Origin of the sequence: Thiomicrolovo immobilis (assembly GCF_039645955.1) — a bacterium.
Taxonomy (GTDB): Bacteria; Campylobacterota; Campylobacteria; order Campylobacterales; family Sulfurimonadaceae; genus Thiomicrolovo; species Thiomicrolovo diazotrophicus.
In genome coordinates this window covers 681,294-704,024 of record NZ_CP147916.1, presented here as the reverse complement: position 1 = coordinate 704,024, position 22,731 = coordinate 681,294, and the positions used below count along the sequence as shown (strand labels likewise).

The following is a 22,731-nucleotide window of genomic DNA, read 5'->3' as shown; positions in this document are numbered from 1 at the left end:
TCCTCAGTGCCTCGTCAGCTGGCGGCTTCAGCCTCCGCCGACGAAGTCAAGCAGTTCGAGACGGTCGTTATTGTGCAGCTCGTGCGTATCCCAAAGCTCCTGTTTGACGATCTCCATATTGATGGCCGCGGCCATGACTTTTTCCCGAAGGCCCATCTCGTCAAGCAGCGCGCCAAGACGGGTATCTTCCTTGACAGTACGCGTCTCTCCGTTGATGATGATTTCCATTACGCTCTCTCCTTTCTGAATCGAATCATTTTAAAACGTTCCCCAAGGAACTGCGGCATGATCAGCGTCTTGACCTTTTCAAGTTCCTGTTTATAGACTTTTTCGTCTGCATTCGCTCTTAAGATCTCCATCAGTTCCAGGATGCCCATCTCCACCAAAGCTTTCATCTGCGTCGCGTACTCCGCCATCGGCATCCCGGCGGCTTCGAACGCCTCCTTGACGTGGGCGAAGGTCACGTCGTAGGTGATATCGCTTTTTTTGAAGGCTTCCGCACGCTCAAGCCCCTCATCGAAAAAGGGGAACACCTCGTGCTCTTTGTAGACCCGCAATGAGACGTCCGGCCGCGCCTGCATCTCCCCGTAGTCGAAGGTGATAAATTCGCTTTGTCCTGCCGCCGCGGCCATCTCCCGCGCGAAATCCTCGTACCCGACGGCGATTTCTCCCCGGTCCTTGTGGAACTGCTCTGCCTTCGCTTTGACCCAGGCGTCATCGAGATCGAAGATGACCTCGTGGTTTTCGACCCGCCCCGTCTTGCCCTTGTAATAGAGTTCGCAGGGGAAGGCGTCGAAGATCTCGTTGGCCACGAAGAACGCCTCTTCAACGCGCATCTGGTCCAGTGCCGAATATTGCCGCAGCGTGACGGCGTCGCCGAAAGCGTCGGCGAAATAGCGCCGCTGCTGCTCCCGCAGATGTTCAAACCGCTCGACGATGGCAAAGGAGAGGCTCTTCAGCAGTTCGGGGCGCAGGGTGTAGATGAATTCCACAATGTCCGCGAGCAGGTAGCCGTGGTGCGCCCCGATCTCGCAGACGGTCGCGTTCGGACTGAGGAACCCTTCGTCGATCACGTCGATCAGGTGCTTGGCGATGGTGCCGCCGAAAAACTTCGACGCGCTGACGGCCGTGTAGAAATCCCCCTGTTTCCCGATGGGACGGTAGGTCGCGTAGTAGCCGTCTTCGGCATAGAGCCACTCCGTCATGTACTCGCTGAATCTCATGATTCGGGATCGCTCAGCTTTTCATACAGGTTCAGCAGCTCGCGCTGGCGGTCGATTTCGTAACTGCGCTGGCTGAGCTTCTCGATCTGCCGGGAATTGGCCAGCAGATCGACATCGTACTGTGTCTTCAACCCGACCCCGTACTGCTCTTGCGTATCGTGCAGCAGCGTCGCGTAAAGCGCTTCGTTCTCCCGGGAGAGTGCAATCTTCGCGTCGATGTTCCTGAGGTTCTCGACAACCTGCTCGTAGAGGGACCGCAGCGCACGTTTGGTGTCGTCGATGGTGACTTTTGACTTGAGGTAAGCGAGCCGTGAAGCCTCGTAATCGTTGATGCTGTTGACGTCGATCGGCATGGAGGCCTTGAGGCCGTAGCTGTAGTAAGACGTTTCGGAGGGGTTGGACTGAACGTACGATCCGTTGATGTAGATGATCGACTCCCGCTTCTGCCAGTTGTAACTCCCCTGCAGGCTGATACTCGGCAGGTACGATGCAAGGGTGACCGCTTTGTTGTACCCCTCTTGCGCCCGCTGCTGCCGCGCCAGGGCAAGGTCGATCGTTCCGTCCATAAAGCGCGCCTCGTCCACCGATGCGAGAAAAGGAATCTTAGCTTCACGGTAATCGAGGTCGCTGATGCTCTCGAAAGCGCTGACCAGCTTCGCCTGGGCCGTCTGTAGGTCCAGCAGCGCCTGCTTGGCAAGGTTGCGCTCGATGATGGCATTGTTCAGGAAACCCGAGTCCAGCTGCCCGCTCATATACTGTTCGCGCTTTTGCAGCAGGTTGATCTCGGTATTGTCCACCTGCAGCTTCTGCTTGGCGATGCCCAGTTCGGACTGCTTGATCTGCATCAGCAGGTCGACCGCCTGCTTGATCAGCGTGCGCTCCTGCTGGGCGATGGTCAGCATGCCGACGTCGCGCGACGCCTGGGCATACTTGATACCGTAGTAGATCCCGCCGCTGCGGAAGATGGGCTGGTCGATGGCGATCGAAGCACTCTCCTGCTGGGTCTCCGGCGCCCCCCGCTCATTATAGGGGTTCTGGCGGGTGAGGGTGTAGTTGATCAGTGCCGGCTGGATCCAGCTGTCGCGCAGCTTCGCGCTCTCCTCTTCGGTCTTGGCATAGTCGTACCCGAAGGCTTTGCGTTTGAGTTCTGAGAGGTAGGCTTCGAGGGAGACGCTCTGACGGTCGGCCCCGGAGCGCTGCTGCGTACCGAACAGGACCGTCGCGTTCTGCTCGACGGCGCAAAGACCGCTAGAGAGCAGCCAGAGCGCGGCGAAGGCGTGTAAACCCCTCATCCATTTCCTCCCGGCTGATAGTAAGCGGCGGCAGGAACCGCAGCGTATTCCGCCCCGCTTTGAGGACCAGTACCCCCTCTTCGCGTGCCTTGGCGATCACGCGGGCCAGGGTGTCGGCATCCTTCGCCCGCAGGCCGCGCATCATGCCGAAACCGACCGCATCGGTAAAGAGGCCGCGATACTCTTCGAAGAGCTTTTTGAGCTCCGTTTCAAAATAGAGGAAGGCTTCGTCGAGCTTCCCGCTCTCCTTGTACGCTTCGAGCACGTCCAGAACGGCATTGGCCGCCGCGGTGGAGAGGTAGTTCCCCCCGAAGGTCGACCCGTGGTCGCCGGGGGCGAAAATATCCTTCTTCGCCGTCATGACGACCCCGATGGGGACCCCGCCGCCTACCCCTTTGGCCAGGGTGATGACGTCCGGTTCGATGCCGTAGAGGTTCGAGGCGAGGAACTCGCCCGTACGATAGATCCCCGTCTGAACTTCGTCGACCATCAGCAACACGTCTTTTGCCTTGAGCATCGCCGCCAGTGCCTGGACCTTTTCGCGATCGAGCGGCTGCACCCCGCCTTCGCCCTGAACCAGTTCGATCATGACCGCGACCGTATGGTCGTCAATGAGCCCCTCGATCTCGTCGATGGACTTGGCATAGACGAAGCCGTCGGGGAAGGGACCGAAATAGTTGTGCATCGCCTCCTGCCCCGTCGCCTTGAGCGCGGTGATGGTGCGGCCGTGGAAGGAGTGTTCGAGGGTGATGATCTTGTAACGCTTCACCTGCCCGTCGACCTCCCCGTATTTGCGAGCAATCTTGATCGCCCCCTCGTTCGCCTCGGCCCCGCTGTTGCCGAAGAAGCACTTCATGTCGTAGCCGCTGCGCTCGACGATGCGGCGTGCACACTCCGCCTGCGGTTCGATGCGGTAGAGGTTCGAAATGTGGGTAATGCGCCCCACCTGCTCGCAGATCGCCTTGGTGACCACCGGGTTCCCGTGGCCGACGCTGACGACGCCGATACCGGAGGTAAAGTCGATATACTCCTTGCCCTCCGTATCCTTTAACCATGCATTTTCGCCACTGACGAAAGCGATATCCTGCCGCGCGTAGGTCGGCAGGACAAACTGTTCGTCCATGGACTTGATCATATCTAACATGCTTCCACCTTGATTTTGTTTGCCTGATAACAGGCGTTTTCTCCTGCGAAACTGCGCAGGGATGTGGTGAGATTATTCACCCCCGGCGTCCCCGCATAGACCAGGACGCAGTCGGCCAGCAGCCGGTCGTCATAGGCCAGCGGCAGCTCCAGGCTCCCCTGCTCCGACACAAGCCGCACCGACACCCCCTCCTCGAAACCGCACTCCGGGTGCATGAACACCCGCGACTCCCGGTCGAACTGGGAGTTGAGGCTTCGGGGACTCTTCGGGGAGATGAGGAAATAATCCTCCTCCATATCGAAATCGAAATCATACTCCTCGAGGAATAAAAACTGCCCGTCATCGGTCTCGAACCCCTTGGAGTACGGGAGCGCTTCACGCCCCTTCACGAGGGTTTTACCATCCGTCGCTTCCCCGCAGGCGAGGAAATGTTCCAGATAGTGTGCTTCGCTCTCGATGGGTACGTCGAATGCCGTGCAGAGCGCTGCGCAGAGCGCGTACTCGCTGATGCCCGTCTCCGCTGTTTCGCACTCGGGCATCTCCAGCATTGCGTTATGGCCGTAGGCGGTGCGCACGTCGCGTTTTTCCAGGAAGGTCTTGGCCGGGATGACCAGTTCGGCCATCGCCGAAGTCTCGTTCTCATAAAGGCCGAAATAGACGACGTGCCCCGCCTTGGAGAAGCTGTCCGTCACCCGCCCCGTATCCGGCATCTGTGCCACCGGGTTGGCCCCCTGGATAAAGACGAGATCGTAATCGGAAAAGGCCGCCGCGGCTTTGGGCTCGAACCGGCGGGCCGCCGCGAAAGGCGAAGGGATGCCGCTGGACGAACTGCCCAGGAAACTGACGCCGCAGCCCGGTTTCCCGAAGAGCCCCAGCAGCGCACCGATGGCATCGATGGCGCGCAGCACTTCGTCGCCGTGGCGGTACTTCTGCACGCCGGTGCCCACCAGGATGGCGACCTTTTTGCCCTTCAGCCGTTCCAGGACACGGCCGATATCGCCGAGCCCCAGCCCGATGCCATCCAAGGCGGCTTTGATCCGCACCGTCTGAGTCAGCTCGTAGTACTCCTCGAACGCCTTGCCGTGTTCGGCCAGGTACTCGGCATCGTACATCCCCTCGATCACGATAAAGCGGGCCAGCAGCATTGCGAAATAGAGATCCCCGCCGGGCTTCAACTGGATATGGATATCCGCGCTCTCGGCGAACGCCGTCCGGACGGGATCGACGACGATGAGCTCCTTGCCCTTGAGGAAGGGAAGCAGGTGGGAGTTGGTCACGGGGACGTTCCGCCCCCAGACCATGACGACATCGGCCTCGGCGATCTGTTCGGGCGGCAGGACAAGGTTTGCGCCGCGCCCTTCGACGACACCTGCCTCTCCCGCCCCGTCGCAGAGCGAGCCCTTTGTCAGTGCCGCGCCCACGGAAGCGAAGAAGTGGTCCGTCACTCCCTGCATCAGGCCGAAGTTCCCGGAACTGCGGTAATGCAGAATCCCGTTACCCTCGCGGGCGTCGCGTACCAACGTCTCCAGATGCGCCAGCGCCGTCTCCATCGACACGACTTCGCCCCTCAGCCTCGGCTTGGCAATGCGCTCCTGTTTCTTGAAGTGGTTCAGATGGGGACAGAGATAGCCGTGGGTGTACGGATGGACTTTATCCCCTTTGAGTTTGCCCGCGTCGACGATGACGCTGCAGGCATCGTAACAGTCCAGGGGACAGGCGGTTTTCTTCTGCATGGGGCTCCCGTTTTTTCGGACAATTCTATCCCTTTTTGGCTTATGCAAAGCTCTAGCCTCCCTGCGTCGGCGCCTTGCTGGCGGGCAGATCCGACTGCACGCGTCTGCTCAAAAAAACGCCACCCTTTCCCCCTCCCGGGAAACGCGAATATGCTATCATCGTTCTTACAATATTCTCTTGCGGGACGACAGCCATCATGACATTCGAAGCACGCCTTTCAGAACGCTTTGACGCCGTCTCGAAGATCATTCTCGAGCGTCAGGACGCCGTGACGGGACTTCTGCCCGCCAGTACCGCCGTCAATGCGCACGGCGACTACACCGACGCCTGGGTCCGCGACAACGTCTACAGCATCCTCTGCGTCTGGGGCCTCTCCCTGGCCTACAAGCGGCACGACCCCGCCAACGCCCGCACCCTTTCGCTCTCGCTCAGCGTCGTCAAACTGATGCGCGGTGTGCTGACCGCGATGATGCGCCAGTCCGACCGTGTCGAGCGCTTCAAACGCACCCAGAACCCCCTCGATGCCCTGCACGCCAAGTACGGCACCCAGAGCGGCCTTGCGGTCGTCGGCGACAACGAATGGGGGCACCTGCAGCTCGATGCCACCTCGCTGTTCCTGCTGATGCTCGCCCAGATGACGGCCTCGGGCCTGCAGATCATCTACAGCGACGACGAGGTCGACTTCGTCCAGAACCTCGTCCACTACATCAGCCGTACCTATGCCACCCCCGATTACGGCATCTGGGAGCGGGGCAACAAGATCAACCACGGCGACCCGGAGATCAACTGCAGCTCGGTCGGGATGGCAAAGGCCGCCCTGGAGGCCCTCGACGGGTTCAACCTTTACGGCACGGCGCGGGGCCTTGAAGGCGTCATCCACGTCGTTGCCAGCGACGTGGCGCGCTCGCGCTTCACCCTGCACGGCCTCCTGCCGCGCGAATCGACCTCCAAGGAGACCGACGCGGCGCTGCTCTCCGTCATCGGCTACCCCGCCTACGCCGTCGAGGATGCGGAACTGGTGAACAAAACGTCCCAGAAAATCCGCAAAAAGCTCGCCGGCCGCTTTGGGTGCAAACGCTTTCTGCTCGACGGCCACCAGAGCGTCCTCGAAGATACCTCCCGGCTCCATTACGAGGCCGAGGAGCTGCGGCAGTTCGAGCACATCGAATCGGAATGGCCGCTCTTCTTTACCTACCTGATGCTCGATGCCCTGCTGCGTGGGGACGCGGAGGCCGCCGGGGAGTGGAAAGCGAAACTGGAGCCCCTCTTCGTCGAGGTGGAAGGGATAAGGCTTTTGCCCGAGCTCTACATCGTCCCCGAAGCGGCGATCGAAGCGGAAAAAGCCGCGCCCGGTTCCCAGGAGCGCCGTCCCAATGAGAACGTTCCCCTCGTCTGGGCCCAGAGCCTCTACCTGCTTGCTTCCCTGCTCGACGACGGCCTCCTCATCCCCGATGACATCGACCCGCTCCGGCGGCGCGAACGTGTCGGCGCGATACGGACGACCACCCCCCTCGTCGCCGTTGTCGCCGAAAGCCAAGCCATCAAGGATCGGTTGCACGCCCTCGGTATCCGTAGCGAAACCCTTGAAGAAGCGGCACCGGCCCAGGTCCTGCACGCCTCGGAACTCTCGCGGCTCTTCAGCAGCGTCGGTGCCAACCGGAAACTGCACCTCACGGGCCGGCCGCAGCAGGTCTCGCGTACCATCACGACCTCCCGACTCTACCAGGTGGGCGACGAGACCTACGTCTTTCTCCCCTACCACTTCGACCCCAAAGCCTTTTACTTCCATTACGACAACCGTCTGCTCGTCGAGCATATCCGCTCGTCGCTGAAGTTCCTGGCCGAGAACTGGGATCAGACCGGCCGGCCCCTCATGCTCCTGCTCGTGCGCGACGACATGCTCGAAGCGGCAACGCAGGAGAGCGTCCTCGAGCTGCTGCGCGCCGTCGAATCGGGCCGCTGCTGCGGTACGGCGGTACAATCCGGTCCGCTTCATACCCTCCTCACCGCCGCATCCCGCGAACAGATGGGGCAGCGCGAAGCCTTCCGGCCCGAACCGCCGCAGTTCCGCCCCGATGGGGAGACCCGCCCGCACGATGCCGCGGCACAGGAGCACTATCACCTCTCCTATGCCGCACGCCAGGAGATCGGGCAGCTCGACGACGATGCCCTTGTGGCACTCCTCCATCCGCTCACCCCTGATCCCCGCGCCGTCGAAGCGCTGCAGCAGCTCTGGCGCCGCCGCGGCGAAGCATTTGCAGTGCCGACCGTTCGGGGGGAGCAGGCGCTCCAAACGATCGCGCAGCAGCAGTATGAAAGCGCCTCCGCCCACCATGACTGGGCGGCCGTGCGCCGACTGGCGGACCTGCTTTACCGCTACGATGAGCGCCTCGAAGACGTCCTGCTCGATATCGTCATTCGCCAGAAACGCCTTGCCGTCGGGCGCGCCTACTTTGAAAAGGCGACCTTCTGCCACCCCGCGGAGAGTACGGCCATCGTGGAGACCATCTACGCCTACTGCGGCAACAGCGCCGCAGAGACCGTCCTGACCCAGGAGATCATTCTCCATCTGGGTCACCTCATCCGCATCGAGCCGGAGCTTTTCGAACAGCTCATTACCCTGCGCACTTGGTACTTTGTGCAGCTGCTCGTCAGCCGTATCAGCCGGGAAATGCAGCTGCCGATGGGCGACGCCTACGAAACCCTGCTCACCCTCTCCCCTCACGAGATCCTGCACCGCCTGCGGGAGGTGCTGCAGACCTTCGCCACCGAACGGCGCCGCATGAACGAGATGGAAAACCTCCGCGCCTCGGGCTTTTCCCAGCTCAAATCCGTCGCTAGGATCAGGGAACTCTCGCAGGTGGAGAACTGGATGCAGTGGCGTCATGACGCCGGGCTGATCGGGCACCATGCCGAACGTTTCTACAAGGATGTCTGGTATCTGCTGCAGCAGTGCAGCGGCATCGTCATCGGGGACAAATACGACATCGCCAACCGCGTCGGAAGCGAGCAGACCCTCGATACCACCGCCGGCGAACGCAGCTTCGAACTGCGCATAGACACCCTGCTGCAGGGCATTCAAGCCCCGGAGTACCGTCAGCTCAACCTCGAGGCGATCGAGAGCCTCACCTGGCTGTTTCGGCAGAACCCAGACTTGAAGGTCGAAAACGATATCGTTCTGGATGTGCTTATCGGCCACGCGGTGCGCATCGCCTGGACCAAGGAGCACGGGGACGCCCATTACAATGAGCAGCGCGGACAGGCGTGGGACGCTTTTTACCACCGCTCCCCCCGCGACACGGAAAGCGCTTTCGTTGAAGCCTTCCGCCATCTTCTGCACGAAGGATTCGAATGACTCGCTCGCCCCTGATCCTTGCCGGCGACATCGGCGGAACCAAGACGAATCTCGCCCTCTACCGCTACCGTGACGGCGGCCTCGAGATCGAAACGAAACGGCAGTATGCCAGCGGCGATCATGACGATTTCACCTCGGTGATCGATGCTTTTTTGGATACATCCGCGATCGCCCGGATCGATGCCGCCTGTTTCGGCATCGCCGGCCCCGTCGTCAGCGGCGTCTGCAAAACGACGAACCTCCCCTGGGAAATCGACACCGCGGCGCTGCAGGCAAAGCTTGATACCCCGAGGGTCAGGCTCCTCAACGACCTGGAGGCAACCGCGTACGGGATGCTCTACCTCGACGACGCCGATTTCACCAATCTCAACGACGGTGCCGGCGCCGCCGTAGGCAACCGCGCCGTCATTGCCGCGGGAACGGGCCTGGGCGAAGCGATGCTCTTCTCCGACGGGCAGCACTACCGGCCGGTCGGCTCGGAGGGCGGGCACTGCGATTTTGCCCCCGCCGACGACCTGCAACAAAAACTGCTCAGCTGGCTCCGGGGCCTCCACCCCGATCATGTCAGTACCGAACGCGTGCTCTCCGGTCCCGGTGTCCATACCCTCTACGACTTTTTAAAAGAGACGGAAGTTGCGCCGGAACCCGCCTTCATGCGGGAGTTGCCAGCCGGGGAGGACCGCAGTGCGAAAATAAGCGAGGGGGCCCTGCTGCACGGCGATGCGCTCTGCAGAGAAACCCTCGCGCTCTTTGCAGCGATCTACGGGGCCGAAGCGGGCAACCTTGCGCTTAAAACGATGGCCACGGGAGGCGTCTATATCGGCGGCGGGATCGCACCGAAGATCCTCCCCTTTCTGCAGCAGCACTTTATGGACGCCTTCCGCGCGAAGGGGCGTTTTGCCCCCCTGCTCGAGGCGATGCCCGTTCGGGTGTCGCTCAACCCAGAAACGGCCCTCGGCGGCGCGGCCCATTTTGCCGCAGACCATCTCCTTACCCTTGCAGAATAAGCGATAGCATCGTATAATGCCGCCCCCCGAATGCTGATGTAGCTCAGTCGGCTAGAGCACTTGATTCGTAATCAAGAGGCCGGGAGTTCGAGTCTCCCCATCAGCACCACCATCAAACCCAATTCTCTTGGAATATAAAGTACGAATATTATTGAAAACACACCTGACTATTCTCCTCTTATGCTTCACCCTGAACGCCGCTTCGATCAATAACAAAAACTTCGGTTCCGTCATCGTCGACGAAGTCACCAGCGTCTATGACGGCGACACCTTCCGGGCGACGGTCAACGCATGGCCCCCATTAATAGGCGAACGCATCGGGATCCGGATCAATGGCATCGACACCCCGGAAATGCGGGGGAAGTGCCCGGCGGAAAAGCGTCTGGCGCACCGGGCGAAACAGCATACGGTCGCCATGCTCCGCGGCGCAACAACGATCGAGCTTCGGAATATGAAGCGCGGGAAGTATTTCCGGATCGTGGCGGATGTTTATGTGGACGGGCAAAGCGTCGGACAGAGCCTGATGGACAGCGGTCTGGCGGTACGGTACGACGGCGGGACAAAGACAAAAGCGTGGTGTAAATAATTAAGTAAAACTCAGTAAAATATATATAAACAAAAAATGCTATCACAAATAGTGCAAGGAGTCTTTGTGTTCAAAATCATCATAGGTGCGCTGGCAGTACTGCTCTTAACGGGCTGCTCCCATAAGTTGGAAGTCCTTAATATAAACGACTATAAAAACTGGCAGCACAACGCGCTAGACACGAAAACGAAAATCGGCATCGTGTCATCCACGCAAAATAAATATGGCCAACAGATCATTCGCGGCATCTCTTCCGGCTTGAACAACGCTTCTGCCGTCGTGTTCTACCCCTATCACGAAAATCAAGTCGAAGACATTGCGGTCGATTTCATCGCCAACATTGATGTAGAGCAACAGTACGACGGCTCCGGATGGAACTTCCTGATCAATTTCCCCGGTTTTCTCGTATGGGCCCCTGCATGGAACGGGTATGAGTATAAAGCGAAGTTTACGATCGACGTCGCATTGACGGACGCCAATAACTCAGCGGTTGATACGTTTCAGACACCGGTCGACTTGGATATCAGACATGCGGAGATGGACAGGACGTGGACAGAAGTGGGATGGTTCGAGGTGGGCATTATCCCATTGATCGGCGGCATCGCTTTTATAAACTACGACGATGATGTCACACCGATCCTGATTGATGAGATAGAAGCCCCTATCGGTGACTATATCGCGCAGGAAATCGTCAGCCGCATCAATGTTTTTCTTCAAAACCCCATGACACCTGCTGACATCCAGTAGGGTTGAACAGGCCGCTTTCCAGATTAATCTTCATTGCAGAGTGACGCCATCGGAAGCCCCTTAAACCGGGGATCCGATAGAGTGCGTCCGCACCGCTCAGTAGCGATCCAGCACGTTTCCGTCTTTATCCAGTACCGAGTGTTTGAAGCGCAGGCCTTTTGCCGCTGTGCCTTCAAACTGCGTTGAAAAGGCGCTGTTTTCGATCGGGGCGGAAATTTTTTGGAGGAACTGCCCTTTCCCGTCATAGATTTTGATGACCACCGTCCCCGTTTCGCAGGTGGACGAACCGTTGATCGTGACGACCTTGATCTGCGGGATCTCCTGGTATTTTACGGCATAGACAGCGCATTTGTCCGCCGCCAGCAGTGATAGGGTCAATCCCAGAATAAGTGCAAGTTTTTTCATCTTATCCCCCTTTTGCACTATTATATATCAATATTTGCAGTATAGGAAAAATCCCTTTAGATTTAAAAATCCCTGCGGACGTGCAAAAGTGGGGGCGGCGGCTTACTGCCCGCAGCTGCCCGATGCGCCCTGCGCGTTTTTGTTCTCCAGGTCCAGGGTCACGGTGATCCCGTCATCCGACGCCGTTTTCGAAAAACCGTAGCCGCGGAAGGCGGCAATGGTCTCCAGGTTCTTTGCCTCCTGGTCACGTTCGACGATCATCTTCAACGTCTTGCCGCCGTAGCCGTTGAGCGTTGCCTTCATCTGGTGCATGGCGTCGGGGATGGGCAGGCCGCGGCGCGGGTCGAGGGGCATGCCGCGGGTGTCGAGGACGCCCTCTTTCATGTTCAACGGTACGCGGTACTCTCCCATCAGGCGCTGCGACGACGCCTTCCAGCCCGCCTTGTCAAGGTCCCCCCGGCCGAAAAGCGCGCAGTGGCAGGTACCGTACTCGTCGATCTCGTCGTCGATGAATTCGCAGGGGCAGCACATCTGCTTGTCCAGTTTCGCATCACCGGATGGCTCGAAGCAGGGGCAGTAGCGCTTGCCGAAGGTCGCCTCCATCTCGCTCAGCCACACTTCGAGGTTCTTACTCATCATCAGGCTCGGGTTGATCGCATACCCCTTCTGCGCGGCATACTTCACGATCCAGCGGTGCTGCTTTTTGACCGCGTCGCGGTACTTCCAGTAATCTTTCATAAAACCGATCATCATTTTTAGCATCGTCAATCCTTTTTACAGGGGCATTATACTGTGTCGTCGATTGCATAACGCCCTGTTTTCCGCCCCTTCCGGGCCCAAAAAATTTCCTTGACGCAAACAGCGAAAAGCGGAGTAGAATTCCATTAAAATCTCTCCCTCGCAAAGGACACACCACCCCCATGGCGAACCTCGTCATCAACAAACAGGCACTCAAACCCTTCGGCCTCAAAGCCAAACCCGTTCTTGAAAAACAGCTGCGCAAAATCGACGTCGACATCAGCGACTACACCTTTGCCGCCAACTATATCTGGCTGGGAAACAGCAGCGGTTTTTACGCCGTCATCAACAAATGTTTCTGTCTCTTCGTCATCACGGGAGGCGAGCTGACAATGCTGCTGCCGCCCATCGGCAAAAAAAAGAACGTCGACAAGGCGATCGTACGCTGTTTCGAGATCATGAACGCAAACAACTCCTCCCCCTACTACTCCCGCATCGACTACGTGCAGGCGTCCACCGTCGAGGAGTTCGTCCAGAGCGAAGACGAGGCGCAAAGCATGTTCGAGATGCTCGAACACTACATTATCGAAAAGAAGCTCGTCGATTACGTCTATGAAGCCGACAAGCTCATCGAGCTGCGGGGCAACAGCTACCACACCAAGCGCACCGAGATCAACCGCTTCCGCAACTCCTACACCGACGCCTACGTCGAGGAGCTCGACAGTGAGAAGCACTTTGAGGGGATTATGGCCCTGTTCAACAAGTGGGTTGCGGACCGGGTGAAATATATGCCAAAGGAGGAGGCGGAAGTTTTCCTCGAGGGGATCCACCAGGAGCGCCACGCCGTCAAACGGATGCTCAAGCACTACACGGAGCTGGGGCTGCTCGGCCTCGTCATCTATATCGACGGGGAGATCAAAGGCTTTACGGCGGGCGAACGCATCAGCGGCGATACGGCCTGCGTCATCATCGAAAAGACCGATTTCGAAGTGATGGGGTGCGCCCAGTTCATCTTCCGCGAATTTTCGAAACTGCTCAAGGAACGGTACGGCATCGCCTACATCAACGTCGGCGACGATATGGGGTTTGAAAACCTCAAGAAGGTGAAAATGTCCTACCGTCCCTTCAAGCTGGTGCCCAAGTACACCATCTACCAGAAATGACGGTCAGAGCCGCCGCTGCCGCCGACGCCGCGGCACTCGAACAGCTTGAACGCACCCTCTTCTCCGCGGAGAACTACCCCCTGAGCCGTCGTGCGTTCTACTACCACATCCGCCACAGCCTGCTGCTCATCGCGCAGACCGACAGCGGGGAGATGGCCGGCTATATCCTCGCACTGCTGCGGCGCCGCGAACCGAAGCTCTATTCGCTCGGTATTGCCCCGGCATACCGCAAGATGGGCATCGCCTCCCTGCTGATGGAGCGGATGCTTTCCGAACTGGCGTCGCGCGGCTTTATGCGCTGCGTGCTTGAAGTCCGCTGCGACAACAACGCCGCAATCGACCTCTACCGCCGTTTCGGCTTCGAGACCGTCAAAACGCTCGAAGGCTTTTACAAAGACGGGTGTAACGCCTATCTGATGCGGCACTGAGCACGACGGGGAAAGGTTTTGTGGAAGGGTCGCTTCCGGGATGCCCCGGGAAGCAGAGGGAAGTTCTGCGCTTACGCGAAGATACTGATCATGACACCCGCGGCGACGGCGGAACCGATGACACCCGCGACATTGGGGCCCATCGCATGCATGAGCAGCATGTTATTGCGGTCGTATTCCATGCCGACTTTGTTGGAGACACGCGCCGCCATCGGCACCGCGGAAACACCTGCCGAACCGATGAGGGGGTTGATCTTCGTCCCCGGGAAGAGGTTCATGATCTTCGCCATGATGACCCCGGCGGCCGTACCGACGGAGAAGGCGACCAGGCCCAGGGCCAGGATCGCCAGTGTGTCCGCGACGAGGAACTGGTCTGCCGCCAGCTTGGAACCGACACCGAGACCGAGGAAGATCGTCACGATGTTGATCAGGGCGTTCTGGAGCGTATCGGAGAGGCGCTCGACGACACCGGACTCTTTCAGGAAGTTCCCGAACGCAAAGGCGCCGATCAGCGGCGTGGAGTCCGGAAGGACCAGGATCGCCAGGACAAGGACCAGGATCGGGAAGATCAGTTTTTCCATACGGCTGACGTGACGCAGGGTCGTCATCTTGATCTTGCGCTCTTTCTCATTGGTCAGCGCCTTCATGATCGGCGGCTGGATGATCGGCACCAGCGCCATGTACGAATACGACGCAACCGCGATCGCCCCCAGCAGCTCCGGCGCCAGTTTTGTCGCGATGTAGATCGACGTCGGGCCGTCCGCACCCCCGATGATGGAGATGGCGGAAGCCTGCTGCAGCGTAAAGGCGAAAAGGTCCGTGTACTGCGACAGCGCGACCGCGCCGACGAGGGTCCCGAAAATCCCGAACTGCGCGGCACCGCCGAGCAGCGCCGTTTTCGGGTTGGAGAGCAGCGGGCCAAAGTCCGTCATCGCCCCGACACCCATAAAGATGATAATCGGGAAGAGCTCGTTCGCGAGCCCTGCCTGGTAGATGACGCCCAGGAAGCCGTGCGGCCCTGCAATGTCGGCGACGGGGATGTTGGAAAGCAGGCCCCCGAAGCCGATCGGCAGCAGCAGCAGCGGTTCAAACCCTTTGGCGATCGCCAGGTAAAAGAGGACAAAGGCGACCAGGATCATAATGACGCGTCCCCACCCCTTGTGGAAATCGCTCATCGGTTTTCCGAGGGCGCTCATCTCGTCCGGATCGGGGAAGAGGATCGCGTAGACGCCGGTCGACTTGGCAAAGTTGGCCAGCAAGTGGCCGATGCTGTGGGACTCGTAGGCTTTCTGCTCTACGGCCGGCGCCTCGTGCGCGGCAGTGGCATCGGATGCCGACGCCGACACGGCGCCGAACAGCGACAATGCCAGCAGCAGTTTGATAAACAGCGCTCTCATCCGCTTATCCGATTACCGCGACAACCTGGCCTTCGACGACCTTATCGTTGACGTTGACGTTGATGGACTTGATGACGCCGCCGCGCGGTGCTACGACGTCGATCTCCATTTTCATGGATTCGAGGATCATGATCTTGTCGCCTTCCGCGACACTCTGGCCCGGATTGGCAACGACCTTCCAGACGTTGCCCGGCAGGAGCGCCTTGATCTCTTCGCCTTCACCGGCCGGAACGGCCGCTTCGGGAGCGGCTGCCGCTTCACCCTGCACCGCAGTCACTTGGATATTTGCATCGCCTTCGGCGACCTGAACGCTGAATTTCTGACCGTCGACGACGACCGTGTAGTTTCCTGAACCCATACCTGTGCACTCCTCTTTTTCGTTTTGCATTTCGGAAAGTTTGCGGACGTTGACTTCCGCTTCACCTTTAAGGAAGGTGATCCCTTTTTCATCACAGGCTGCTGCGATGAAGATGTTCTCTTCGCTCGTTTCGATCCCCTCTTCTTCAAGACGCTTGGTCCAGAAGGCGACGGATTTCTTTTCGTCTTTGTCGGCGAGATCGATCGCTTTTTCCGTTGTCGGTTCGAGGCCGAGCTGTTCCGCGGCGATCTTGACGACTTCCTCGTCCGGCGCCACCGGCGTCTTGCCGAAGTAGCCCAGGACCATACGGCCGTAACCCGGTGCGATCTTCTTCCACGGCCCCATCAGGGTATTGTTGAGCGCCTGCTGGAAATAGAACTGCGAAACCGGGGTGACGGAGGTGCCGTACCCGCCCTTCTCGACAACTTCGCGCATCGCGAGGATCGCATCGTGGAATTTGTCCATCATGTTGTTGTCGCGCAGCATCTGCGTATTGGCCGTCAGCGCGCCGCCCGGCATCGGAGAGAACTGGATCAGCGGTTCGACCTGGGTCGCTTCCGGCGGAATGAAGTAGTCTGCGAGGCACTCTTTGAGGGTCGCTTCGTATTTGAGGAGCTTCTCGAAATCGAAGCCGAAATCGTAGTCTTTACCTTTGATAGCGTGCATCATCACGAGCAGGTCCGGCTGGCTCGTACCGCCGGAAACCGGATGCGCCGCGGCGTCGATACCGTCCGCGCCCGCTTCGAGGGCCGCCAGGTTCTGGGCGACGCTGATCCCCGCTGTCTCCTGCGTATGCAGGCGGATATGCGTCCCTTCCGGCAGCAGTTTGCGTGCCATTTTGATCGTCTCGTAGACTTTTTGCGGATTGGCGGTACCGGTGGCGTCTTTGAAACAAACGGAATCATAAGGGATCTCCGCATCGAGGATGTCGCGGAGGATCTTTTCGTAGAAGTCGACGGTGTGCGCACCTTCGCATCCCGGGGGGAGGTCCATCATCGTCACCACGACTTCGTGCTTCAGGCCGTGGTTGACGATGCTGCGGCCGCTATCAATGAGGTTGTTGACGTCGTTGAGGGCATCGAAGTTGCGGATCGTTGTCGTCCCGTGCTTTTTGAACATCTTCGCATGCAGGTCGACCAGTTCGCGGCTGCCCGTGTCGAGCATGACCGTATTGACCCCGCGGGCCAGCGTCTGCAGGTTCGCGTCGGGGCCGACGATCTCGCGGAACTTGTCCATGTTGTCAAACGCGTTCTCGTTGAGGTAGAAAAAAGGCACCTGGAAGCGTGCGCCCCCGCCGAATTCGAAGTGGGTGATCCCCGCCTCTTTTGCCGCTTCGACCGCCGGCAGGAAGTCGTTCAGCAGTACCCGTCCGCCGAAGACGGACTGAAAGCCGTCGCGGAACGTCGTATCCATCACGTCAATGAATTTTTTCGCCATGCCAATCCTTACTTAGTGTTATGGTGGTGAATGGCCGCGGCAATCGCCGCCACCTTCTTCAGTTTATCCGCCGCCGGAGCGGACTTTCCCGACTCTGCCGCCTGCGGTTCCGGGAAATAGCGATGAATGATCTTCGACATTACGTTCATCGCAAAAATCATCAGCGTGAGGAACAAAAAGACGATGCCCATACCGAGCACCATGAATTTGAGCCCCTCGGCTACGAGGTTCACTTCCATGATCTACCCTTGTTACAGTTTCGAAGGCCTGGGCCTTCATCAAAATTACTCGGCCTATAGTATAGAAAAGAAGATAAAAATCGTATGATATTCCCGTGAAATCACGATCCTCTAAGCCTGGACTGTTACCATACACCGCCATCTGTTTTGGAACTTTACAGGGTTTTCAGAGGTGCGCTTTGCTACAATCACGCCAAATATTTCTGGAGAACGCATTATGGATTTGAGCAAAATCGGCTACGGTGAAAACCCGGACAAAGTCAAAGCGGTGATCGAGATCCCCTACGGGTCCAACATCAAGTACGAAATCGAAAAAGAGAGCGGTGCCGTCGTCGTCGACCGCGTCATGCACTCCGCCATGTACTACCCGGCCAACTACGGCTTCGTCAACAAGACCCTTTCACAAGACGGCGACCCGGCTGACGTCCTCGTCCTGACCGAGTACCCGATGCAGGCCGGTTCTGTCGTCAACTGCCGTCTGATCGGTGTTCTCATCATGGAAGACGAGAGCGGTATCGACGAAAAACTGCTGGCCGTGCCGGTCTCCAAGATCGACCCGACCTATGAAGAGGTCCAAGACATCGACGACCTGCCGAAACACACGCTGGCGAAGATCAAGAACTTCTTCGAAACCTACAAGGCGCTCGAGCCGGGCAAATGGGTCAAGGTCAAAGACTACCAGAACAAGGCTGCTGCCGCCAAGATCCTCCAAGACGCCATCGAAAACGCCTAAACCGTGCTCTTCGGTCTTTTTACACAGGACCTCATTGCCGTCGCCCTGCTGGGGGTGATGGCGAACTTCATTTTCTCTTTTCTTTTCGGCTGGTACCTCATACAGAATATCGGCAGGGAGATCATGCAGGAGACCCGCGGGAAAAAACAGCAGGGATGGCTCTCGGGGCTCAGCCTCGCCCTTCCCTTTGCGAAAATGGCGCTGACGCTCTACCGTGTCGCCGTTTTGCAACTCTATTTCCTCAACCGGGGTTACAGCTACCAGGATTACTGGATCTATCTGACCCAGGATGAAAGCGAGCAATCATGAACCCGAACAACACCCCCCTCGACGGGGACATCAACCTTCTCATCTGGGGGATCACCTTCGGCCTCCTCATCGTCGTCGCCCTCGGCCTCGCCTTTTTTAACCGCAACAACGGCTGAAGGGGCAAACCCTTTACCGAGACGCATGATGCCTGATACAATAGGTGTATGGAATTCGACGCACATCACACCCTGGGGATCGATACCACCTTCAAACACCTTGACAGCAGCGGCAGCGGCCTGAGCAGCGCCGAGGCCGAAGCGCGCCTGATGCGCGACGGGCCCAACGCCCTCCCGGTCGCCCCGCCGACCCCGCTGCTTCGCATCATACTTTCCCAGTTCAAAAACCCCATCATTCTCATCCTGCTCATCGCCGCGCTGATCAGTTTCGGTATCGGCGAAGCGCTCGATGCCGGGTTTATCCTTGCCGTGCTGGTGATCAATGCCGCCATCGGGACGGTGCTCGAACGCAGTGCCGACCAGCAGGCCCACGCCCTCCGGCACAGCGTCAAGACCCTGGCCAAGGTGCTGCGCGACGGCAAAGAGGAGCTGATCGATGCCGTCGGGCTCGCCCTGGGCGATATCGTGGTGATCGAAAGCGGCGACAAGGTCCCGGCGGACCTCCGGCTCATCCATACCTATCACCTCTCCGCCGACGAGTCGCTGCTGACCGGCGAGTCGCTGGAGGTCGAAAAGGATGCACAGCGCCGATTCGACGACCCCGACCTTCCCCTCGGCGACCGCAGCAATATGCTCTTTGCCGGGACCTATATTACCAGCGGGCGGGCCAGAGGCATCGTCAGCGCCGTCGGTCTGCATACCCAGATCGGGCGGATCGCCGAGCTCCTCATCGGCAAATCCGCCGTCAAGGTCCCGCTCATCGCGCGCCTGGAGGCCTTTTCCCTCAAGATCGCGGCCGCCGTCGGCGTCATCTCCCTGCTCATCGTTGCGCTGTCGCTCTTCCGGGGAACGCCGCTGCTGGAGATCTTCTTCCTGACCGTCGCCCTCTTCGTCTCCGCCGTGCCCGAAGGGCTTCCCGTCGCCATCACCGTCGCCCTCGCGTCGGCGGCGGTCGCCATGTCCCGCCGCAGCGTTATCGTCCGAAAGCTCCCGGCGATAGAGACCCTGGGCTCATGCACCTTCATCGCCACCGATAAGACGGGGACCCTGACCCAGAACAGGCTCAGCGTCGAATCGTTCGATATCGAAGCCGAAAAGGCGCTCGAAGCGGTCGTCGTCGCCAACGAAGCCTACCTCAACCGCGAAGGCCGCTTCGGCGGCGACCAGGTCGACGTCGCCCTGGTACGCTACGCGCACCGGCAAAATGCCGACCTGGCGGAGCTGCTCGAGCAGCCGAAAGCCGACCTGATCCCCTACGAACCCTCCCAGAAGTTCTCCGGCGCCGTCATCGAGAGGGAAACGGGCTACTTCGCGGCGATCAAGGGCTCGCCCGAAGTGATCCTTGCCGCCTGCCGCATTGCGCAGGACGAACGCGAAGCGCTGCTGGAGCGGGTCAGCCGCCTTGCCCGGGAGGGGTACCGCCTGATCGGGGTCGCCTATGCCGACAGCGCCTCCCCGAACCTTCAAGACGCCCTGAATGCAAAGCACTTCGAATGGGCCGGACTGGCCGCCATTACCGACCCCCTGCGCGACGGGGTCGAAACGGCTGTAGCCCACTGCCGCGAAGCGGGCATCACCGTCGCCATGGTCACGGGCGACCACCCCGAGACGGCGCTGCATATCGCCAAGCGTCTGCAGATGGCGCAAGACACGACACAGGTGATCGACGGGGAGTCTCTCAGCCGATGGTACGACAACGGGGCTAACCCGAGTGCATTGGCCGGCATCCGCGTCTTTGCACGGGTATCGCCCGAACAGAAACTGCAGATCGTCCACGCTTTCCAGGGCCTCGGGCACTATGTTGCCGTGACGGGGGACGGCGTCAACGACGCCCCTGCGCTCAAGAGTGCCCATATCGGCATCGCGATGGGAAAAAGCGGCACGGACGTTGCCAAAGAGAGCGCCGACCTGATCCTGACCGACGATGCGTTCACCTCCATTGTCAACGGGATCGAGGAGGGACGCCGCGCCTACGACAACATTCGCAAAGTCGTCCACCTGCTTATCTCCACCGGGCTGGCGGAGATCATCCTCGTCCTGCTCTCCCTGGCCTTCGCGACCCCCGTGCCGCTGCTGCCCATCCACCTGCTCTGGCTCAACCTCGTCACCAACGGCATTCAGGATGTCGCACTGGGGCTTGAGCCCGCCGAGCCCCACGTTCTCAAACGCGGTCCCCGTCCGCCCAAAGAACCCATTTTCAACGCCCTGATGATCAGGCGTATCGCCCTGGGAGCCCTCTATATGGGCGTCATCGGATTCGGGGTTTTCTACACCCTCCTCGCGCAGGGCGTTTCGGTGGAATCCGCCCGCAACGTGACCCTGCTGCTGATGGTGCTCTTTGAGAATCTGCACGCGCTCAACAGCCGGAGCGAAACGCGCTACCTCTTCGCGCTCAGCCATTTCAAGAACCTGCTGCTGCCGCTGTCGATCGTGGCGGCGCAGACGGTGCATATCGCCGCCATGCAGCTGCCGTGGATGCAGCATCTGCTGTCACTGGAACCGGTATCGCTGGAAGTGTGGATAAAACTGCTGCTCTTCGCGCTGGGGCTGGTCGTGGTGATGGAGGCGGAAAAACTTTTCCGCCTGCGGGGGAAGTAACGCTTTACGCCGCGGCGTAAAGCGCCTTTTCGCGGGCGATCAGTAGATCGCCGAGGAAGAAATAGGCCTCTCTCCAGGCGCTCAACACTTCGTCCGTCGCCGCGTCGCCGAGCACTTCTTTGACGGCCGTGAGCAGCGACACCCCGACGGCGGGGTAGTGTTCCGGCAGTACGCCGGCACGGACATGCATTCGCGCCATCTTCTCGAGGGCCTCGCCGAGGAGTTCCGGCTTTTCGATATTGGCCGCGTAGGCGCCGACGGCCGCGGCCAGTTTTTTGTGCTGGTCCGGCGACGCCGCTTTAAAGAGCGCCTGTGTTTCCGGATAGTGTTCGAAAAGGATCTCGTACATCCGCGCCGTGATCGCTTCCGCATTTTCCGCGACGGGCTTCGCCGTCGCCTTGATGATCTCGATCGTCTCCTTGGACAGACTCATGGTTAAACTCCTTTGTCATCTGCTTCACGCGGCGGTCGCTCACGAACGCCGCGTGCGTCTATTTACTTCGTTGCGAACTTGTAATCGAGCTGGAGCCACGCTTTGGTCACGTCGTTGCCCGTGTCGCCCTTGGAGTAGAAGGCCGCCTTGGCCAGGAAAGCAAGGTCCTTAACGCCCGGAACCTTGTTCGCGTACAGCACGTCGAACTCGCTTCCGAGGTCCTTGTTAACACCGGAGAGCGCATCGAACTTGTGGTAAAGCCCCAGGACTTTCCCGAAGCCCGGCGCGGCGTAGCCGAGCTTGACGCTCAAGTCCGCCAGACCGTCGTTGTTGCTGCCGGCCGTGCGCCCGAGGAAGACATCCGCCCACCCCTGGAACTTGTGCAGGGTCGCCAGCGGGGTCGTGAACCCCTTGGTGCTGCTGCCGGAGGCGTCGCCGAGCACCTCGTACTCCGCCCCGGCGATGAGGCCGGAGATGTTCGCCCCCAGGGCGACATCATAGTAGGAAGCGTCGATCTTCGGCGCAGTGTCAAGGGCATAATCGAGCGTCGCATCCGTCTGCATCGCATAGGAAGCCGCGTAATCGAACTTGATCCCCTCGACCGGCACGACGCCGCTGAGGCGGATACCGTAGGTGTCGTGAATGTCTGCAAGCATATAGTTAAACAGGCTGACGGTGAGCGCATCCCCCGCCTTGTAGTTGACGTTGAGCAGCGCCGAACCCGTATCGGTCGTCGGGTTGGTGTTGACCCCCTGGTAGCCGTAGACCCACGCTCCCAGCAGCGTCAGCCCTTCGACGGACTTGTTGACGACCGTCACGGTGTCGTAGGCACGTTCCATCTGGCGCCAGCCGACGGTCCCGACGAAGCGCTGGTCGTCGAGGTTGACGAAGGAGCGCCCCGCGAGCAGGGTCGTGTCCGCCGCCGTGTAAGCCAGGTAGCCCTCGGTCAGGATCGCCTGCTGCGGGTCGAGGATCAGATCATAGGTCGCGTCCTGCGGCGCGTAATCGTTGTAGCCGAAGTTGTTGACCGAGGTCATTCCCACTTTGGCGCTGAGCCCCTCGAGACCGAAGAGCGTCCCTTCGACCGCGAGGCGCGTCCGGGCCGTAAAGGCGTTGGCCGTATCGAGGCCGTTATCCTTCACTGCCGCCATCTCGTAGCGCGGGCGGATCTCCCCGCTCACTTTCATATCGTCTAGGATCGTAATACTCTCTTCGGCTGCCGCCGCCGTATTCATTGCTGCAATCATTAACGGCGCTGCCGCCAGGGATATCATCCATTTTTTCATATA

21 protein-coding genes and 1 tRNA gene are annotated in these 22,731 nt (G+C 59.6%); 10 read left to right on the top strand and 12 right to left on the bottom strand.

Annotation, left to right across the window (positions count from 1 at the left end; genetic code table 11):
- Positions 1–27: 27 nt before the first annotated feature.
- From thiS to WCX72_RS03560, 5 genes are read right to left on the bottom strand one after another with little or no spacing between them, the layout of a single operon-like run.
- Positions 28–228 (bottom strand): sulfur carrier protein ThiS, encoded by a 201-nt coding sequence (thiS, locus tag WCX72_RS03580; RefSeq protein ID WP_231020478.1) that lies wholly within the window; start codon positions 226–228, stop codon positions 28–30.
- Positions 228–1,223 carry an SAM-dependent methyltransferase gene (locus WCX72_RS03575; protein ID WP_345970918.1) on the bottom strand — a complete coding sequence of 332 codons (996 nt, stop codon included), beginning with the start codon at positions 1,221–1,223 and terminating at the stop codon, positions 228–230. Before WCX72_RS03575 ends, thiS begins: the two co-directional genes overlap by 1 nt.
- Positions 1,220–2,515 carry a TolC family protein gene (locus WCX72_RS03570; protein ID WP_345970916.1) on the bottom strand — a complete coding sequence of 432 codons (1,296 nt, stop codon included), beginning with the start codon at positions 2,513–2,515 and terminating at the stop codon, positions 1,220–1,222. Before WCX72_RS03570 ends, WCX72_RS03575 begins: the two co-directional genes overlap by 4 nt.
- Positions 2,472–3,659, bottom strand: a complete 1,188-nt coding sequence (locus WCX72_RS03565) for an aspartate aminotransferase family protein (RefSeq protein ID WP_345970915.1) — start codon at positions 3,657–3,659, stop codon at positions 2,472–2,474. The genes WCX72_RS03570 and WCX72_RS03565 overlap by 44 nt, the downstream gene beginning before the upstream one ends.
- The gene (locus WCX72_RS03560; RefSeq protein WP_345970914.1) at positions 3,653–5,392 is read right to left on the bottom strand and encodes a molybdopterin-dependent oxidoreductase; all 1,740 of its coding nucleotides are present in this window, start codon (positions 5,390–5,392) and stop codon (positions 3,653–3,655) included. The genes WCX72_RS03565 and WCX72_RS03560 overlap by 7 nt, the downstream gene beginning before the upstream one ends.
- A gap of 197 nt (positions 5,393–5,589) precedes the next feature.
- On the opposite strand from WCX72_RS03560, the gene WCX72_RS03555 reads away from it, so the two are divergent.
- The 5 genes from WCX72_RS03555 (at position 5,590) to WCX72_RS03535 (ending at position 11,088) form a co-directional block, all read left to right on the top strand.
- Positions 5,590–8,748, top strand: a complete 3,159-nt coding sequence (locus WCX72_RS03555) for a glycoside hydrolase family 15 protein (protein ID WP_345970913.1) — start codon at positions 5,590–5,592, stop codon at positions 8,746–8,748.
- On the top strand, positions 8,745–9,755 hold the full coding sequence (glk, locus tag WCX72_RS03550) for a glucokinase (RefSeq protein ID WP_345970912.1): 1,011 nt from the start codon (positions 8,745–8,747) through the stop codon (positions 9,753–9,755). The genes WCX72_RS03555 and glk overlap by 4 nt, the downstream gene beginning before the upstream one ends.
- 32 nt (positions 9,756–9,787) lie before the next feature.
- Positions 9,788–9,864: transfer RNA gene (locus WCX72_RS03545), tRNA-Thr, on the top strand.
- 42 nt (positions 9,865–9,906) lie between these two features.
- Positions 9,907–10,341: a thermonuclease family protein gene (locus WCX72_RS03540; RefSeq protein WP_345970911.1), complete on the top strand. Its 435-nt coding sequence runs from the start codon at positions 9,907–9,909 to the stop codon at positions 10,339–10,341.
- Positions 10,342–10,407: 66 nt separating this feature from the next.
- Positions 10,408–11,088, top strand: a complete 681-nt coding sequence (locus WCX72_RS03535; protein ID WP_345970910.1) for a hypothetical protein — start codon at positions 10,408–10,410, stop codon at positions 11,086–11,088.
- A 96-nt stretch (positions 11,089–11,184) separates the two neighbouring features.
- Here WCX72_RS03535 and WCX72_RS03530 read toward each other — a convergent pair whose 3' ends face one another.
- Positions 11,185–11,493, bottom strand: coding sequence for a hypothetical protein (locus WCX72_RS03530; RefSeq protein WP_345970909.1), 309 nt, complete (start codon positions 11,491–11,493; stop codon positions 11,185–11,187).
- 102 nt (positions 11,494–11,595) lie between these two features.
- Positions 11,596–12,255 carry a ferredoxin-thioredoxin reductase catalytic domain-containing protein gene (locus WCX72_RS03525; RefSeq protein WP_345970908.1) on the bottom strand — a complete coding sequence of 220 codons (660 nt, stop codon included), beginning with the start codon at positions 12,253–12,255 and terminating at the stop codon, positions 11,596–11,598.
- Between the two features lie 158 nt (positions 12,256–12,413).
- Between WCX72_RS03525 and WCX72_RS03520 the strand changes: the two genes are divergently transcribed.
- Entirely contained in the window at positions 12,414–13,394 is a 981-nt protein-coding gene (locus WCX72_RS03520; RefSeq protein WP_345970907.1) for a phosphatidylglycerol lysyltransferase domain-containing protein, read from the top strand.
- On the top strand, positions 13,391–13,822 hold the full coding sequence (gene rimI / locus WCX72_RS03515; protein ID WP_345970906.1) for a ribosomal protein S18-alanine N-acetyltransferase: 432 nt from the start codon (positions 13,391–13,393) through the stop codon (positions 13,820–13,822). The genes WCX72_RS03520 and rimI overlap by 4 nt, the downstream gene beginning before the upstream one ends.
- A 71-nt stretch (positions 13,823–13,893) precedes the next feature.
- On the opposite strand, the gene WCX72_RS03510 is transcribed toward rimI, so the two are convergent.
- The 3 genes from WCX72_RS03510 to WCX72_RS03500 are packed head-to-tail and all read right to left on the bottom strand — an operon-like array spanning position 13,894 to position 17,253.
- Complete coding sequence (locus WCX72_RS03510) at positions 13,894–15,219, bottom strand: sodium ion-translocating decarboxylase subunit beta (RefSeq protein WP_345970905.1); 1,326 nt, start codon at positions 15,217–15,219, stop codon at positions 13,894–13,896.
- 4 nt (positions 15,220–15,223) lie between these two features.
- On the bottom strand, positions 15,224–17,014 hold the full coding sequence (locus WCX72_RS03505) for a biotin/lipoyl-containing protein (RefSeq protein WP_345970904.1): 1,791 nt from the start codon (positions 17,012–17,014) through the stop codon (positions 15,224–15,226).
- Between the two features lie 8 nt (positions 17,015–17,022).
- Entirely contained in the window at positions 17,023–17,253 is a 231-nt protein-coding gene (locus WCX72_RS03500; RefSeq protein WP_231020463.1) for an OadG family transporter subunit, read from the bottom strand.
- Between the two features lie 217 nt (positions 17,254–17,470).
- Between WCX72_RS03500 and ppa the strand changes: the two genes are divergently transcribed.
- From ppa to WCX72_RS03485, 3 genes are all read left to right on the top strand, one after another.
- Positions 17,471–17,986, top strand: a complete 516-nt coding sequence (gene ppa / locus WCX72_RS03495; protein ID WP_231020462.1) for an inorganic diphosphatase — start codon at positions 17,471–17,473, stop codon at positions 17,984–17,986.
- Positions 17,987–17,989: 3 nt separating this feature from the next.
- Positions 17,990–18,295, top strand: a complete 306-nt coding sequence (locus WCX72_RS03490) for a hypothetical protein (RefSeq protein ID WP_231020461.1) — start codon at positions 17,990–17,992, stop codon at positions 18,293–18,295.
- A 164-nt stretch (positions 18,296–18,459) separates the two neighbouring features.
- Positions 18,460–21,009, top strand: coding sequence for an HAD-IC family P-type ATPase (locus WCX72_RS03485; protein WP_345970903.1), 2,550 nt, complete (start codon positions 18,460–18,462; stop codon positions 21,007–21,009).
- 4 nt (positions 21,010–21,013) lie between these two features.
- On the opposite strand, the gene WCX72_RS03480 is transcribed toward WCX72_RS03485, so the two are convergent.
- Positions 21,014–21,442, bottom strand: a complete 429-nt coding sequence (locus WCX72_RS03480) for a globin domain-containing protein (protein WP_231020459.1) — start codon at positions 21,440–21,442, stop codon at positions 21,014–21,016.
- Between the two features lie 62 nt (positions 21,443–21,504).
- The gene (locus WCX72_RS03475) at positions 21,505–22,728 is read right to left on the bottom strand and encodes a hypothetical protein (RefSeq protein ID WP_231020458.1); all 1,224 of its coding nucleotides are present in this window, start codon (positions 22,726–22,728) and stop codon (positions 21,505–21,507) included.
- Positions 22,729–22,731: the final 3 nt, after the last annotated feature.

What these genes read in the sequence shown, in the direction of transcription:
- thiS (WP_231020478.1), bottom strand. Translation starts at nt 228, where the DNA reads ATGGAAATCATCATCAACGGAGAGACGCGTACTGTCAAGGAAGATACC.
- WCX72_RS03530 (WP_345970909.1), bottom strand. Translation starts at nt 11,493, where the DNA reads ATGAAAAAACTTGCACTTATTCTGGGATTGACCCTATCACTGCTGGCG.
- WCX72_RS03500 (WP_231020463.1), bottom strand. Translation starts at nt 17,253, where the DNA reads ATGGAAGTGAACCTCGTAGCCGAGGGGCTCAAATTCATGGTGCTCGGT.
- WCX72_RS03510 (WP_345970905.1), bottom strand. Translation starts at nt 15,219, where the DNA reads ATGAGAGCGCTGTTTATCAAACTGCTGCTGGCATTGTCGCTGTTCGGC.
- WCX72_RS03505 (WP_345970904.1), bottom strand. Translation starts at nt 17,014, where the DNA reads ATGGCGAAAAAATTCATTGACGTGATGGATACGACGTTCCGCGACGGC.
- ppa (WP_231020462.1), top strand. Translation starts at nt 17,471, where the DNA reads ATGGATTTGAGCAAAATCGGCTACGGTGAAAACCCGGACAAAGTCAAA.
- WCX72_RS03565 (WP_345970915.1), bottom strand. Translation starts at nt 3,659, where the DNA reads ATGTTAGATATGATCAAGTCCATGGACGAACAGTTTGTCCTGCCGACC.
- WCX72_RS03575 (WP_345970918.1), bottom strand. Translation starts at nt 1,223, where the DNA reads ATGAGATTCAGCGAGTACATGACGGAGTGGCTCTATGCCGAAGACGGC.
- WCX72_RS03485 (WP_345970903.1), top strand. Translation starts at nt 18,460, where the DNA reads ATGGAATTCGACGCACATCACACCCTGGGGATCGATACCACCTTCAAA.
- glk (WP_345970912.1), top strand. Translation starts at nt 8,745, where the DNA reads ATGACTCGCTCGCCCCTGATCCTTGCCGGCGACATCGGCGGAACCAAG.
- rimI (WP_345970906.1), top strand. Translation starts at nt 13,391, where the DNA reads ATGACGGTCAGAGCCGCCGCTGCCGCCGACGCCGCGGCACTCGAACAG.
- WCX72_RS03520 (WP_345970907.1), top strand. Translation starts at nt 12,414, where the DNA reads ATGGCGAACCTCGTCATCAACAAACAGGCACTCAAACCCTTCGGCCTC.
- WCX72_RS03560 (WP_345970914.1), bottom strand. Translation starts at nt 5,392, where the DNA reads ATGCAGAAGAAAACCGCCTGTCCCCTGGACTGTTACGATGCCTGCAGC.
- WCX72_RS03475 (WP_231020458.1), bottom strand. Translation starts at nt 22,728, where the DNA reads ATGAAAAAATGGATGATATCCCTGGCGGCAGCGCCGTTAATGATTGCA.
- WCX72_RS03555 (WP_345970913.1), top strand. Translation starts at nt 5,590, where the DNA reads ATGACATTCGAAGCACGCCTTTCAGAACGCTTTGACGCCGTCTCGAAG.
- WCX72_RS03480 (WP_231020459.1), bottom strand. Translation starts at nt 21,442, where the DNA reads ATGAGTCTGTCCAAGGAGACGATCGAGATCATCAAGGCGACGGCGAAG.
- WCX72_RS03570 (WP_345970916.1), bottom strand. Translation starts at nt 2,515, where the DNA reads ATGAGGGGTTTACACGCCTTCGCCGCGCTCTGGCTGCTCTCTAGCGGT.
- WCX72_RS03525 (WP_345970908.1), bottom strand. Translation starts at nt 12,255, where the DNA reads ATGCTAAAAATGATGATCGGTTTTATGAAAGATTACTGGAAGTACCGC.